Here is a 14597-nt window from a genome sequence, read left to right on the forward strand (position 1 = left end):
TGAAACCGCTTCCCCTTGATTTTTGCAGTGCATCAGTTCACCTCACCCGGGACCGGGGGTAGGAGGCACCTATGCGGACGCAGCCCAACGTCGCCAGCGTGGACCCAGTCTGGACGACGATACGCCATGAGGCCGAGCAGGTCGCGCGGGACGAACCTCTGATGGCGAGTCTCGTTCATGCCGGCATTCTGCACCACGGCAGTCTGGAAAGCGCGCTCAGCTTTCGCCTCGCTCAGAAGCTTGCATCGCAGGAAATGAGTGAGTTGATCCTGCGGGAGATCATGGATGAAGCCTATGAGGCGGACTCGGGGGTCGGTCTCTCGGCACGGGCGGATATCCTGGCGGTGTTCGAGCGCGACCCGGCGTGCCACCGCTATCTTCAGCCCCTGCTGTTCTTCAAGGGGTTCCAGGCGCTGCAATGCTACCGCATTGGCCATTGGCTCTGGGAACACCGGCGGCGCGACATGGCGTACTTCATCCAGATGCGCACGTCTGAGACGTTCGGCGTCGACATTCATCCCGGTGCGCGCGTGGGCAACGGCATCATGATCGACCATGCGCACTCGATCGTCATTGGTGAGACGGCGGTCGTTGGGAACAACGTGTCGATGCTCCACTCGGTGACGCTGGGTGGCACTGGCAAGGAGGACGGCGACCGGCATCCGAAGATCGGTGATGGCGTGCTCATCGGCGCCGGCGCAGCGGTTCTGGGAAACATCCGTGTGGGCGGCTGCAGCCGGGTCGCCGCTGGATCGGTGGTCTTGCAGGACGTGCCGCCCTGCAAGACGGTGGCCGGGGTGCCCGCGCGGATCGTGGGCGAAGCGGGCTGTGCCGAGCCATCGAAGTCGATGGATCAGCTTCTCAACGAGGCGGTCGCGTCGGAGCGCTGAGACCCGGGGCGTCGCTTCAGACGAGCATCAGGAGCGGCGACTCCAAGTTCCGGACCAGCGCGGCGAGCAGGCGAGCACCCAGGGCGCCATCAATCACCCGGTGGTCGACCGAGAGGGTGAGTGACATCACGGTCGCCGCTCGGATTTCCCCATCGGCGGCCACGATGGGCTTTCGCAGCGCGGCACCGACCGCGAGGATTGCCGATTGCGGCGGGTTGATGATCGCATCGAAGTTTTCGATCCCCATCATCCCCAGATTGGACACCGAGAGTACTCCGCCAGTATAGTCAGCTGGCAGGAGCTTGCGCCCCCGGGCTCTGGTGGCCAGATCCCGCATTTCCAGCGACAACGCCGAGAGAGATTTGACGTCGGCGTCGCGCAGGACCGGGGTCAGCAATCCTCCTTCGATCGCCACGGCGACGGCAATGTCGGACCGCTGGAAACGCAGCATCCGGTCGTCGGCCCAGATCATGTTGCAGTCGGGCACTTCCTGCAGGGCCCGCGCGGCGGCCTTGATGACGAAGTCATTGACCGAGAGCTTCACATTCCGCTCGGCCAGTTCGCCGTTCAGCTGTTCACGTAGCGCAAGCAGGTCGTCGAGGCGGACTTCCCTGCGCAAGTAGAAGTGGGGGATGGTGCCTTTGGACTCGCTGAGGCGTGCGGCAATCGTCCGGCGCATTGCGTCGAGCGGAACCTCTTCCAGGGGGCGATCGGCGTATTGCAGCTTGATCGTCCCCTCCGATACCGCCGGAGGCTGCGGAGAAGGTGGTGCTTCGCGGGGCGGAGGGGGAGGCGCGGCAACGGCCGCTTCCACGTCGGTCTTGATGATGCGCCCGCCCGGACCGGATCCGGTGAGGGAGCGCAGATCGATGCCTTTGTCCGCAGCGATCCGGCGGGCGAGGGGTGACGCGAGCACCCGCCCCTCGCCGGAGTGATTGGTGCGAGCCGGGGCCGGCGCCGGGGCCGGTTGAGGGGTGGGGGAGGGTGCCTCGACGGCGTCTGGTCCGGCCTTCGCACCTGACGCGGGTGCGATATCCTCGGGTTGGCCGCTCTCGCCTTCCTGTAGCAGCGTCGCGATAGGCGCGTTGACGCGGACGCCGGCTGACCCTTCAGGCACCAGAAGTTGACCGATCGTTCCCTCCTCGGCGGCCTCGAGTTCCATCGTGGCCTTGTCGGTCTCGATTTCTGCGATGACATCGCCCGGTTCGATCCTGTCGCCCGCCGCGACGTGCCAACGGGCAAGGGTTCCTTCCTCCATCGTGGGGGATAGCGCCGGCATCAGGATGTTGGTGGGCATTGATCAATCCCTACCTGTAGGCGACGGCGCGGCAGGCCTGCACGACTTCGGCCGTACTGACGAGTGCGAGCTTCTCGAGGTTGGCCGCGTAAGGCATGGGTACGTCCTTGCCTGTGCAGTTTATGACCGGTGCGTCGAGATCGTCGAACGCCCTCTCCATCAGTATCGCACTCAGGTGGTTCCCGATCGAGCCGACCGAGAATCCTCCCTCAACCGTTACGGCGCGGTTGGTCTTCTTCACTGACGCGAGGACCGTATCGTAGTCGATGGGACGAAGGGTTCGCAGATCGATCACTTCCGCGGAGAGGCCGTCCTTTTGCAAGGCGTCGGCTGCCTCGAGGGCGATCGTCATGCCCATTCCGAAGCTGATGATCGTCACATCGTTGCCCGCACGCGCGACACGTGCGACGCCGATCGGGACGGTCACGTCGTCGCCCTCCGGCACCTCGAAGCTGCGACCGTAGAGGATCTCGTTCTCGAGGAAGATCACCGGGTTCGGATCGCGGATCGCGGACTTGAGCAGTCCCTTGGCGTCAGCCGCCGTATAGGGCTGCACGACTTTCAGACCCGGAACCTGCGCGTAGAGCGCAGCGAAATCATGGCTGTGTTGCGCGGCGACACGTGCCGCCGCGCCGTTCGGGCCACGAAAGACGATCGGGCAGTGCATCTGTCCGCCGGACATGTAGAGGGTCTTGGCGGCGGAGTTGATAATCTGGTCAATTGCTTGCAGGGCGAAATTGAAGGTCATGAACTCGACGATCGGCCGGAGGCCGGCGAATGCTGCGCCTACTGCCAGTCCGGTGAAGCCATGCTCGGTGATCGGCGTGTCGATCACCCGTTTGGGGCTGAACTCGTCGAGCAGTCCCTGACTGACCTTGTAGGCGCCCTGATACTCGCCCACCTCCTCGCCGATCAGGAAGACATCGCTGTCGCGCCGCATCTCCTCGGCCATGGCGTCGCGAAGGGCTTCGCGAACTGTCTGGGTTCGCATTGGACCGGTCGCTTGCGGATCCGGCGTCCGTGCAGTTGCGGCTGTCGGAATGGCTTTCGCAGGCTCGGGCGTTGGGCGGGCGACCTGTGGCGTGGAGACCGGCGGAGCTGCGGCGGGGCTGGCCTCGGCCGTTTCGCCTTCCGCCAGCAGCGTGGCGATCGGGCTGTTGACCTTGACACCTTCGGTTCCGGCGGGGACCAGAAGACGACTGATTTCGCCGTCGTCGGCTGCCTCGAACTCCATCGTGGCCTTGTCGGTCTCGATCTCGGCAATCACCTGGCCGGCTTCGACCCGATCACCTTCCTTCACGAGCCAACGGGCCAGCGTTCCCTCCTCCATCGTCGGAGACAGCGCTGGCATCAGGATTTCGCTCGGCATGTCGCTTCCTCGGTCTCAGGCGTAGACATCGGTCCAGAGCTCGGCAGGGTCGGGCTCGGGACTGTCCTGCGCGAACTGTGCGGCGTCACTGACGATGCCCTTGATCGTCCGGTCGATGCCCTTCAGCTGTTCTTCCGTAGCGACCGAACGCTTCAGCAGCTGATCGCGGAGGTGGTCAATGGGATCGCGCTCTTCACGGACCTTCTGGACTTCCTCCCGGGTCCGGTACTTCGCGGGATCAGACATCGAGTGTCCGCGATAGCGGTAGGTGTTCATTTCGAGGATGTAGGGCCCTTCGCCGGACCGGCAGTGTGCTGCGGCCCGCGCACCGGCTTCCGCCACCGCCAGCACGTCCATTCCATCGACCGCCTCACCGGGAATTCCGAACGCCTGACCGCGCGTGTAAAGCGCCGGTGTCGAAGAGCCGCGTTTCAGGGACGTGCCCATGGCGTACTGGTTGTTCTCTATCACGAAGAGCGCGGGCAGTTTCCAGAGGCTCGCCATGTTGAAGGTCTCGTAGACCTGACCCTGGTTCGCGGCGCCATCGCCGAAGTACGTGAAGGAGATCGCGTCATTGCCGCGATACTTGTTCGCGAAGGCGAGGCCCGCGCCGATCGGAACGTTGGCGCCGACGATCCCATGGCCACCGTAGAAGGCTTTCTCCTTCGAGAACATGTGCATCGAGCCGCCCTTGCCGCGCGAGTAGCCACCGGCACGGCCCGTGAGCTCGGCCATCACGCCCTTCGGATCCATGCCGCAGGCCAGCATGTGCCCGTGGTCGCGATAGGTCGTGACTCGCTGGTCGCCGGGCTCCGCCACCGATTCAAGGCCGACGACGATCGCCTCCTGACCGATATAGAGATGGCAGAAGCCACCGATCAGGCCCATGCCGTAGAGCTGTCCGGCTTTCTCCTCGAAGCGTCGGATCAGCAGCATGTCACGGTAGAAGTCGAGAAGCGTCTCCGCGGACACATCCTCTTCCTTGCTGGCTGCCGGCTTTGCCGCCCTCGAGCTTGCGCGTCGGGTCACCGCCATGCACGGTCCTCCCAGATAGTTCAACGTTGAACTACCTTAGAGTATACCCGGTTCGTCCGTCAGAGGAAGTCGAAAAAACGCGGGTCACCGCACCATGATCTCGTCCGGCCGCCCGAGCGTCAGCACCTTGCGGGCCTGCTCGTCGAGAAGATCGAGGTCGAGGCTCTCGGAGGAGAGCCGCACCGTCTTGTTCTGGATCGCCGCGCGTTCGGTCTTGAGGGCGGCGAGCTCCTCCCTGAGATTACCCTCGTCTGACTGGACACGGAACAGGCTGAACAGCCCGTGCTCGCCCTGGAGTGCCGCGAACGTCAGGTAGCTCGTGAGAGCAATCACCACGATCGCAAAAATCCCGCCGGCGACTCCCCGCCGCCGCGGCTCGTAGTCAGGATATGCCAAAGCTTGTGCCGCCTGTTTTCTGCTCGTTTTGCCGAGCTTGCCAGAAACAGCGGCCGTTGGGAATCCCCCGCGCGCGTGCGGCGCGGGGGAAGACGCGTCAGCCGCGTCCCTTGTAGATGTCGATCAGCGTGCTGAGGAGCGTCAGCGCATCCTCGCGCGACCGCTGGAACGTGTTCCGGCCGATGATCGAGCCGTTGCCGCCGCCGTCGCGGATCGCGCGGGCCTCGTCGTAGACCGCGTTCTCGCCCTTCGCCGCACCACCGGAGAACACCACGATGCGGCGGCCGTTGAACGCCGCCTGCATGCAGTGGCGGACGCGATCTGCGAGCGAGGAAATGGCGATCTCCTGCTTCTCGTAGACCTTCTTCGCCTCGCCCTGCTCCAGATGGTCGGTCGAGAGCTTGATCTTGATGATGTGCGCGCCGAGAAGTGCGGCAATCTGCGCTGCGTAGGCGCCGACATCGATCGCGGTCTCGCCGTCCTTCGAGATGTCCTCGCCGCGGGGATAGGACCAGATCACCGTCGGGAGGCCCTTGGCCGCGGCTTCCTCGCGCAGGGACGAGATCTCCTCGAACATGTCGAGGCCGTGCGCCGAGCCGGGATAGACCGTGAAGCCGATCGCCGTGCAGCCGAGGCGCAGCGCGTCATCGACCGATGCGGTGATGGCCTGGTCGAAACCGGCAACCTTCGGCACCAGCGAGTTCGACGAGTTCATCTTCAGGATCGTCGGGATCTGACCCGCAAAGGTGTCCGCGCCCGCCTCGATCATGCCGAGCGGTGCCGCATAGGCATTGAGCCCAGCGTCGAGCGCCAGCTGATAGTGATAGTGCGGATCATAGGCCGGCGGGTTCGGGGCGAAGCTGCGCGCCGGCCCGTGCTCGAATCCCTGGTCCACCGGCAGGATGATCATCTTGCCCGTGCCACCGAGCCGCCCCTGCATCAGCATGCGGCAGAGGTTGCCCTTCACACCGGGGTTGTCGGATTCGTAGTAGCTCAGGATCTTCTGGACGGTACGCGTCGCCTTCATAAGCTTCCCTCGTGATTACAGTCGTTAAGCCTGCTCGAGCGCCGCGACGCCCGGCAGTGTCTTGCCTTCCAGCCACTCCAGGAAGGCGCCGCCCGCCGTGGAGACGTAGGTGAAATCCTCGGCGGCGCCGCTGGCGTTGAGCGCGGCCACCGTATCGCCGCCCCCTGCCACCGACAGGAGCTTGCCTTCCCGCGTCAGCCTGGCCGCCTCGGTCGCTGCCGCGTCGGTTGCCGCGTTGAACGGGGGGATTTCGAAGGCGCCGAGCGGGCCGTTCCAGACCAGCGTCTTCGCCGCTTCGAACGCCGCGGTGATTGCCTTCGTCGCTTCCGGGCCGGCGTCGAGGATCATCGCGTCAGCCGGGCACTTGTCGGCCGGCACGATCTCGTTCGCCGCATTCGCCTTGAACTCGCGCGCCACCACCACGTCGACGGGCAGCAGGATCGTGCAGCCCGCGGCACTGGCCTTCTCCGCCACGTCCTTCGCGGTGTCGGTCAGGTCGTGCTCGCAGAGCGACTTACCCACGTCGATGCCCTGCGCCGCGAGAAACGTGTTAGCCATGCCGCCGCCGATGACCAGCGTATCGACACGGCTGATCAGGTTGCCGAGCAGGTCGAGCTTCGTCGACACCTTCGCGCCGCCGACCACGGCGACGACCGGTCGCTCAGGCTTGCCGAGAGCCTTCTCGAGCGCCCCGAGCTCGGCCTGCATCAGCCGCCCGGCACAGGACGGCATCTCATGTGCCAGACCCTCGGTCGAAGCGTGCGCCCGGTGTGCCGCGGAAAAGGCATCGTTGCAGTAGATGTCACCAACCGCCGCCAGCGCCTTGACGAAAGCCGGGTCGTTCTTCTCCTCGCCGGCATGGAAGCGGGTGTTCTCAAGGAGCAGCACCTCGCCGGGAGCAAGTGCTGCGACTGCCTCGGACGCCTTCGGCCCGATGCAGTCCTCGGCGAAGGCGACCTTCGTGCCGAGCCCGGCCTCAAGCGCGGGCAGGACCACCCGAAGGCTCATTTCCGGCACCACCTTGCCCTTCGGGCGGTCGAAGTGCGCAAGCAGCACCGGCTTGCCGCCCTTCGCCAGGATGTCCTTGACGGTGGGGACAATCCGTTCGATCCGCGTTGCGTCCGTCACCCTGCCGTTCTCGACGGGTACGTTGATGTCTACGCGTGTCAGGACCACCTTGCCGGTCAGGTCCATGTCGTCGAGCGTCTTCCAACCCATCGTCGTCGTCCCTTCAGATCAGTGCCTCGACCTTGGCAGCCACCGCCTCCGCGGTGATGCCAAAGTGCGGATAGAGCTGCTCGATGGGAGCCGAGGCGCCAAAGCCGGTCATGCCGACAAAGTCCGCCTTCTTCTCCGATCCGCGCTCACCAAAGAGCCAGCGGTCCCAACCGAACCGCAGCGCCGCCTCGACGCCGACGCGCACCGGTCCGGCCGGCAGCACGCTCTTGCGATACTTCTCGTCCTGCTCCGCGAAGAGCTCCCAGCAGGGCATCGAAACCACGCGCGTCCCGATCCCCTTGCGCTCGAGCAGCGTCCGCGCGTTGAGGGCGATCTCCACCTCGGAGCCCGTGGCGATCAGGATCGCCTTGCGCCGTCCCACCGCCTCTTCCAGCACATAGGCGCCGCGCGCGGTCAGGTTCTGCCGGGTATGCCGTGTCCGCACGGTCGGCAGGTTCTGCCGGGTCAGCGCCAGCACCGACGGCGCGCCGGTGTTGAGTGCGAGCTCCCAGGACTCCGCCGTCTCCACGGTATCCGCCGGACGGAAGACGTAGGTGCCGGGCGTCGCGCGAAGCATCGCGAGATGCTCCACCGGCTGGTGGGTCGGCCCGTCCTCGCCAAGTCCGATGGAGTCATGGGTGAACACGTAGACAACGCGCGTCCCCATGATCGCCGAAAGCCGCATCGCGCCGCGGGCATAGTCCGAGAACACGAGAAACGTGCCGCCGTAGGGAATGCAGCCGCCATGCAGCGCGATGCCGTTCATCGCGGCCGCCATGCCATGCTCGCGGATGCCGTAGTGGACATACCGCCCGCCGCGAGAATCCACGTCGAACGTCCCGAGATCCTTGGTCAACGTGTTGTTCGAGCCGGTCAGGTCCGCGGACCCGCCGATCGTCTCAGGCACATGGGCGTTGATGACCTCGAGCACCATTTCCGACGATTTCCGCGTGGCGACCTTTGGCGCGCCTTCGGAAATCTCCTTGCGGAACGCGGCGAGCGCCGGCGCGAGCTTCTTCGGCAGTGTTCCCGCCATCACCCGCTCGAATTCCGCGCGCTTGCCCGGTCCGAGCTTCTCGAAGCGGGCGGTCCACTCAGCCCGCGTCACCTTGCCGCGGGCCCCGATCTCGCGCCATGCCGAGAGCACGTCGCTCGGGATCTCGAACGGCGGATAGGGCCAGCCATAGATCTCGCGGACCTTCGCGATCTCGGCCGCGCCGAGCGGCGAGCCGTGGGCACCCTTGGTGTCCTGCTTTGTCGGCGCCCCAAACCCGATATGGGTGTGGCAATCAATCAGGGCCGGCTGCCCCGTCGCCTTCGCCTCGCAGATCGCCCGGTCGATGTCGTCCGGGTCATGTCCGTCGCACTCGTGCACAGACCAGCCGGAGGCGGCGAAGCGCGCCTTCTGGTCGGTCTTGTCGGACAGGCTCACCTTGCCGTCGATCGAGATGCCGTTGTCGTCCCAGAGGACGATGAGCCGTGAGAGATCCTGCCGGCCGGCGAATGAGAGCGCCTCCTGGCTGACACCCTCCATCAGGCAGCCATCACCGGCGATCACGTAGGTATGGTGATCGACCACCTTGCGCCCGAAGCGGGCCGCCATGCTCTCCTCGGCTATCGCCATACCGACCGAGGTGGCGATCCCCTGGCCGAGCGGGCCGGTCGTCGTCTCGATCCCCGACGCGTGTCCGTACTCCGGATGCCCCTCTGCCGGCGAACCGAGCTGGCGGAAGCGACGGATGTCGTCGATCGTCATGTCGGAGTAGCCGGTCAGGTAGAGCAGTGCATAGAGCAGCATCGAGCCGTGGCCGGCTGACAGCACGAAGCGATCGCGGTCCGGCCATTTCGGGTCGGTTGGGTCGAACCTCAGGTGCTTCTCGAAGAGCACCGTCGCGACGTCGGCCATGCCCATGGGCATGCCCGGATGTCCGGAATTGGCCTCCTCGACCGCATCGATGGCCAGCATTCGGATCGCGGCGGCCTTCTTCCAGTGCTCGGGATGGCGTTCGCGGAGCTCGGGAATGTTCACCGGGACGTCCTTTTTTGCGCGCGGGGGACCTGACCGTCAGGCACCGCGGGCACTGATATCAGCCACGGGAAGGGGGTCAAGGGGAACGCGCCGGTTGCCGGCCGCGAAAAAGCCTTCTTGCCCCGGGCGTTCCACCTCCTTATTCTTCGGGAGATCAGGGGGATATCGTGGCTTTCGACCGCGAGTGTATAACCCGCTGCGCGAGCAAGCGCCTGAACACCGCCGCTCTCGCGTACGCGGCGTTCCGCTGATTGCAATCCCCGAAAGCGCTCCGTACAACGAAGAACCCTATCGAAGAGGCCCGTGGATGAGTCAGTTCGCCGAACTCGAAGCCCAGTTCTCGCAGGCGCTCGATCGTCTCCGTACCGCTGTTGCCGCCCGTGCGGCGGCGACAGAGGAACGGCCGGACGAGCGGGCGCTCCGCGAGCGCATTGATGCGCTTGAGGCGGAGAAGTCTGAGCTGGTCGACGAGCTCTCCCGGCTCGAGGCCAAGCGCGACAAGGACGTCGCCGCGCTCGATGATCTCATCGCCCAGCTGAAGCCCCTCATCGCCGAGGTCTGACACCATGCCCGAGCTCATCCTGGAAATCGGCGGCCGCGTCTTCGAGGTTGCCTGCCAGCCGGGCGAGGAAGCCTCGCTCGAGCGCGCCGCCCGTCTGCTCGACGCGGAGGCCACCCGTATCGGCGACGCCGGCCGGTCTACCGAGAAGCGCATGCTGCTGCTCGCCGGGCTTCTCCTTGCCGACTCGACGACCGCGCTGCAGGAGCAGCTCCGCCACGCCGAGGACCGCATTCGCCAGGCCGAGGAGCGCACGCGCATCGCCGAGGCGAAGTCGGCCATGCTCGCCGCGAACGCGCTGAAGCTCGAGACCGAAGCCTCGCACAAGCTCTCGCCCGTCGAGGTCGCCGAGCTTCGTGAGGAGAACGAGTTCGCGGGCGCCCTCCTTGGCAAGGTCATCACCCGGATCAATCAGCTCGCGGAAGAGCTGGAAGGCGCCTGAGCAGGGCAGGGCGGAACACGCCAAAGTGAAAAAAGGGGCAGGCCGAACCAACGGCCTGCCCCTTTTTCATGCATTCCTGGCGCCCGGTATCAGGCGTTCGCTTCCCGGATCTTCGCGGCCGCGTCCTTGTCGAAGGCGATGCCGTTCTCCGCGAAGAGCGCGTCGAGTTCGCCCGAGAGGGTCATCTCGGTGATGATGTCGCAGCCGCCCACGAACTCGCCCTTCACGTAGAGCTGGGGGATCGTCGGCCAGTCCGAGAACGACTTGATGCCGTTCCGGACCGCCTCGTCCGCCAGCACGTTCACGTCCTTGTAAGCGACGCCCATGTAGTTCAGAACGCCCGCCACGCGGCTCGAAAAGCCGCACTGCGGCATCGAGGCCGTGCCCTTCATGAACAGCACGACGTCGTTGTCGTTGATTTCCCTCCGGATCGCCTCGTGGGCCGGATCCGCTGTCGTCTCGCTCATGGCTCTACTCCGGTGCCCGGGTCGTCAGTGCCAGCGCGTGCAGCTCGCCCCGCGACCCCTCCATCTTTCCCTTCAGCGCAGCATAGACCATCTGATGCTGCTTCACGCGGTTCATGCCGCGAAACTCCTCCGCCTCGACGCTGGCGGCGTAGTGGTTGCCGTCACCGGCAAGGTCGGTGATTTCGACGCTGGCGCCGGGAAATGCCTCCCGGATCAGCCGCTCGATCTCCTGAGCTTCCATCGCCATCCGGTTGCAGCCTCCAATGAACCTCGATCACAGGGAAATCTAGAGGCGCCCCACCTCCCCCGCAAGGGTGGGCGCAAGAAGCCTTCAGTCGAAGAGCCGCGGCAAGCCGCTGTCGTGGAGCGCACGCAGCCGCCCGAGTTCAACCGCGCCATTGCCGAGTCGGACTTCACCACCGCCAGCCGACCCCACGACCCGAAGCCGCACTCCGGCCTCGACGGCGCGGGCGAGCAGGCGGTCGACCTCGACCGCGGGGCTGGCGAGCAGGTAGCGGGCCTGATCCTCGCCGAAGAACCATTCCGCCGCGCTCATCTCGTCGTCGGCGAAGAGATCGACTCCGACGTTGCCGGCCAGCGCCATCTCGGCAGCAGCGACCGCGAGGCCGCCGTCCGAGAGGTCGTGCGCCGCCGAGATCAGCCCCTCGGCCTTGACCGCGCGGACGAATTCGCCCGCTGCCCGCTCGGCCGCCAGATCAACCTCCGGCGCGTCGCCCTCTTCCCGGCCGTAGAGTTCGGCCAGAAGCGCGGACTGTCCGAGATGCCCCTTGGTCTCGCCCAGCAACAGCAGCACGTCACCCGCCACGGGCGCCATGCGGATCAGCTGATCGAGCGACGTGAGCAGCCCGACGCCGCCGATCGTCGGCGTGGGCAGGATCGCCCGGCCGTCGGTCTCGTTGTAGAGGCTGACGTTGCCGGAGACGATCGGCATGCCGAGCGCCTCGCAGGCCGCGCCGATACCGCGGACGCAGCCGACGAACTGCCCCATGATCTCTGGTTTCTCGGGGTTGCCGAAATTGAGGTTGTCCGTCGTTGCGAGCGGTACCGCCCCGGTGGCACTGAGGTTGCGGTAGGCTTCCGCCACCGCCTGCATCCCGCCCCGCTCGGGATTGGCGCGGCAGTAGCGCGGGTTCACGTCCGAGGTGAACGCCACCGCCTTGTCGGTGCCGTGGATCCGCACCACGCCGGCATCCGACCCGGGCACCACCACGGTATCCGCCATCACCATCTGATCGTACTGGGCCCAGACCCACGACCGGCTCGCGAAGTTCGGCCGCTCGAGGAGCGTCACCAGCGCGTCGATCGGCACCACCTCGGGCACGGTGCCGAGCGGTGCGGCCACCGGTGTCTCCACCCACGGACGGTCGTATTCCGGCGCCTCGCCCGAGAGCGCCTTCAGCGGCAGCTCGGCCTTCACCTCGCCGTCGTGCCGCACCCGGAAGCGATCCTCCGGGATGGTGCGGCCGACGATGGCAAAGTCGAGATCCCACTTGTCGAAGATCGCCTTCGCCTCGGCTTCCTTTTCGGGCCGAAGCACCATGAGCATCCGCTCCTGGCTCTCGGAGAGCATCATCTCGTAGGCGGTCATGTGCGTCTCGCGCACCGGCACACGGTCGAGGTCGAGCTCGATGCCGAGGTTGCCCTTGTCGCCCATCTCGACCGCCGAACAGGTGAGCCCCGCCGCGCCCATATCCTGGATCGAGATGACGGCGCCCGATGCCATGAGTTCCAGGCAGGCCTCCATCAGCCGCTTCTCGGTGAAGGGGTCGCCCACCTGCACCGTGGGGCGCTTCTCCTCGATCGAGTCGTCGAACTCGGCCGACGCCATCGTTGCGCCGCCGACCCCGTCCCGCCCGGTCTTCGCGCCGAGATAGACCACCGGCATCCCGACCCCGGACGCCGCGGAATAGAAGATCGCGTCCGCGTCCGCCAACCCGGCGGCGAAAGCGTTGACGAGGCAGTTGCCGTTGTAGGCCGCATGGAACCGCAATTCGCCGCCCACTGTCGGCACGCCAAAGGCGTTGCCGTAGCCACCGACGCCCGCCACGACGCCGTTGATGAGCGAGCGCGTCTTCGGATGCGCCGGCTCGCCGAAGGAGAGCGCGTTCATCGCCGCGATCGGCCGGGCGCCCATGGTGAACACATCCCGCAGGATGCCGCCGACCCCGGTGGCCGCGCCCTGATACGGCTCGATGTAGGAGGGGTGGTTGTGGCTCTCCATCTTGAAGACCAGCGCCTGCCCGTCGCCGATGTCGACGACACCCGCGTTCTCGCCGGGGCCGCAGATCACCTGTGGGCCCTTGGTCGGAAGCGTCCTCAGCCAGCGCTTCGAGGACTTGTAGGAGCAGTGCTCGTTCCACATGGCCGAGAAGATGCCGAGTTCGGTCAGGGTCGGCACCCGCCCGAGCAGGTCGAGGATGCGCTGATACTCGTCCGGCTTCAGGCCGTGCGCCGCGACCAGCGCGTCGGTGATCTCGGGCTCGCGGGCATGGGCGGTGTCGTGCATGACGGGCTACGGCTCCGGGGCAGGGGGACTGCGCCCCATTTAGGCCGGCCGGGAGGTGAGCGAAAGCCCGGACCGCATCGGCCGTGTGCCAAAAGCTCGCTCACCAGCCCAAAAAAAAAGGCCGAGCATTCGCTCGGCCCAAGTCCAACAGGGAGGTTGAAGTCAGCCTGCGCGAGGCGCCTGCCCAACTTCGAGTTGTAATATAGCTGCGGGACCCGCGTTCGGCAAGAGCCGATGCTCAATTGTTGAGCATGGCCGCTATGGCGCTGATGCATGGCTCAAGATGCGGCGCTCGCGGGCATCGACCTCGCGCTTGAAGGTGCTGATCTCTTCGATGATGAAGTCACGAAAAGCCGTCACCCTCTTGGAGTGCTTGAGTTCTTCCACGTAGGCGAGATAGGTCGGGATCGATGCGCTGTGCTCTTCCGGCAGGATATGCTCAAGCTCGGGAAAGTCGCCGGCGAGGTAGTCGGGCAATGATCCGATGCCGAGCCCTTCGCGCACCGCCTGCAGGATGCCGAAATAGTTGTTCACCGTCAGCGATGACATTGGTGCCATTGCGAGGAACGGCTGGACGAAGTCCGCTCCGGCGCGGACCTGCGGCGACTGCGGGCTCTGGGTGATGATCCGGTGCCCGGCAAGTTCCGCCGCCGTGCGCGGAAACCCGTGTTTCGCGACGTACTCCGCGGAGGCATAGAGCCGGATGTGAACATCCATCAGGCGCCGGCGGATCAGTTCCGCCTGACTCGGCTCCTTCAGGCGGATCGCCACATCCGCCTCGCGCATCGACAGGTCGAGGATGCGTTCCTCGAGCATCAGCTCGATCTTCAGGTTGGGATAGCGGGCGAAGAGGCGCGACAGCCGGGGCGCGAGCCAGAGCGTGCCGAAGCCCATGGTGGTGGTGACGCGCAGTTCGCCGTGGACCTCGTCTTCGGAGTCGCGGATCCGCGCGGCCGTCGCCTCCAGCCGCTTCGACATGGTCCGCGTCGCGTCGAACAGCAACTCACCCTGCTCGGTGAGGAGCAGGCCGCGGGCATGGCGGCGAAAGAGCGTCGTGCTGAGGCTTTCCTCGAGCGCCCGGATCTGCCGGCTGACCGCCGACTGGCTCAGATGCAGCGTCTCGCCCGCATGCGTCAGGCTGCCGGCGTCCGCGACGGCGTGGAAGATTCGCAGCTTGTCCCAGTCCATGTCGTCCCGCGTCTTCCTACCGGCGTTGCAGCCGATGTAAGGTTTTTATCGACCATTACCATAGATTTCCGCCCGCGCCCCCCCGGGCTCGATATTCTTTCGCGCGAGCTGGCGGAATCGCGACACTCGTTTCGTGCCGGCGATTTCGCTGAT

The 14597-nt window shown here is 65.9% G+C and carries 14 protein-coding genes; 3 read left to right on the forward strand and 11 right to left on the reverse strand.

The genetic code is table 11. The features are described from left to right. Positions 1-71: 71 nt before the first annotated feature. Positions 72-890 (forward strand): serine O-acetyltransferase, encoded by an 819-nt coding sequence (cysE, locus tag HNP73_RS17020; RefSeq protein ID WP_184152370.1) that lies wholly within the window; start codon positions 72-74, stop codon positions 888-890. A gap of 16 nt (positions 891-906) precedes the next feature. Here cysE and HNP73_RS17025 read toward each other — a convergent pair whose 3' ends face one another. The 7 genes from HNP73_RS17025 to tkt form a co-directional block, all read right to left on the reverse strand. Continuing rightward, positions 907-2187: a pyruvate dehydrogenase complex dihydrolipoamide acetyltransferase gene (locus HNP73_RS17025; RefSeq protein WP_184152373.1), complete on the reverse strand. Its 1281-nt coding sequence runs from the start codon at positions 2185-2187 to the stop codon at positions 907-909. Positions 2188-2197: 10 nt separating this feature from the next. Next, positions 2198-3556 carry a pyruvate dehydrogenase complex E1 component subunit beta gene (locus HNP73_RS17030; protein WP_184152376.1) on the reverse strand — a complete coding sequence of 453 codons (1359 nt, stop codon included), beginning with the start codon at positions 3554-3556 and terminating at the stop codon, positions 2198-2200. Between the two features lie 15 nt (positions 3557-3571). After that, the gene (gene pdhA, locus HNP73_RS17035; protein WP_184152378.1) at positions 3572-4591 is read right to left on the reverse strand and encodes a pyruvate dehydrogenase (acetyl-transferring) E1 component subunit alpha; all 1020 of its coding nucleotides are present in this window, start codon (positions 4589-4591) and stop codon (positions 3572-3574) included. A gap of 84 nt (positions 4592-4675) precedes the next feature. After that, the gene (locus HNP73_RS17040) at positions 4676-4927 is read right to left on the reverse strand and encodes an FtsB family cell division protein (protein WP_343063356.1); all 252 of its coding nucleotides are present in this window, start codon (positions 4925-4927) and stop codon (positions 4676-4678) included. A gap of 157 nt (positions 4928-5084) precedes the next feature. Further along, positions 5085-6014: a class I fructose-bisphosphate aldolase gene (locus HNP73_RS17045; protein WP_184152381.1), complete on the reverse strand. Its 930-nt coding sequence runs from the start codon at positions 6012-6014 to the stop codon at positions 5085-5087. Positions 6015-6038: 24 nt separating this feature from the next. Then, complete coding sequence (locus tag HNP73_RS17050; RefSeq protein ID WP_184152384.1) at positions 6039-7232, reverse strand: phosphoglycerate kinase; 1194 nt, start codon at positions 7230-7232, stop codon at positions 6039-6041. 13 nt (positions 7233-7245) lie between these two features. Next, a complete protein-coding gene (gene tkt / locus HNP73_RS17055) occupies positions 7246-9261 on the reverse strand; it encodes a transketolase (protein ID WP_184152387.1) in 2016 nt (671 codons plus the stop codon). Positions 9262-9568: 307 nt separating this feature from the next. Here tkt and HNP73_RS17060 point away from each other — a divergent pair, with 307 nt between their 5' ends. Together HNP73_RS17060 and zapA are read left to right on the forward strand one after the other, a co-directional pair. Beyond that, complete coding sequence (locus HNP73_RS17060) at positions 9569-9823, forward strand: hypothetical protein (protein ID WP_184152390.1); 255 nt, start codon at positions 9569-9571, stop codon at positions 9821-9823. A 4-nt stretch (positions 9824-9827) separates the two neighbouring features. Next, positions 9828-10262, forward strand: coding sequence for a cell division protein ZapA (zapA, locus tag HNP73_RS17065; RefSeq protein WP_184152393.1), 435 nt, complete (start codon positions 9828-9830; stop codon positions 10260-10262). A gap of 89 nt (positions 10263-10351) precedes the next feature. Here zapA and grxD read toward each other — a convergent pair whose 3' ends face one another. The 4 genes from grxD to HNP73_RS17085 form a co-directional block, all read right to left on the reverse strand. Continuing rightward, positions 10352-10729 carry a Grx4 family monothiol glutaredoxin gene (grxD, locus tag HNP73_RS17070; protein WP_184152396.1) on the reverse strand — a complete coding sequence of 126 codons (378 nt, stop codon included), beginning with the start codon at positions 10727-10729 and terminating at the stop codon, positions 10352-10354. Positions 10730-10733: 4 nt separating this feature from the next. Further along, entirely contained in the window at positions 10734-10976 is a 243-nt protein-coding gene (locus HNP73_RS17075) for a BolA family protein (RefSeq protein ID WP_184152399.1), read from the reverse strand. Between the two features lie 84 nt (positions 10977-11060). Next, on the reverse strand, positions 11061-13256 hold the full coding sequence (gene purL, locus HNP73_RS17080; RefSeq protein ID WP_184152402.1) for a phosphoribosylformylglycinamidine synthase subunit PurL: 2196 nt from the start codon (positions 13254-13256) through the stop codon (positions 11061-11063). Between the two features lie 258 nt (positions 13257-13514). Then, complete coding sequence (locus HNP73_RS17085; RefSeq protein WP_184152405.1) at positions 13515-14444, reverse strand: LysR family transcriptional regulator; 930 nt, start codon at positions 14442-14444, stop codon at positions 13515-13517. Positions 14445-14597: the final 153 nt, after the last annotated feature.

The sequence above is a fragment of the Amaricoccus macauensis genome (genome assembly GCF_014201905.1).
GTDB classification, from domain to species: Bacteria; Pseudomonadota; Alphaproteobacteria; order Rhodobacterales; family Rhodobacteraceae; genus Amaricoccus; species Amaricoccus macauensis.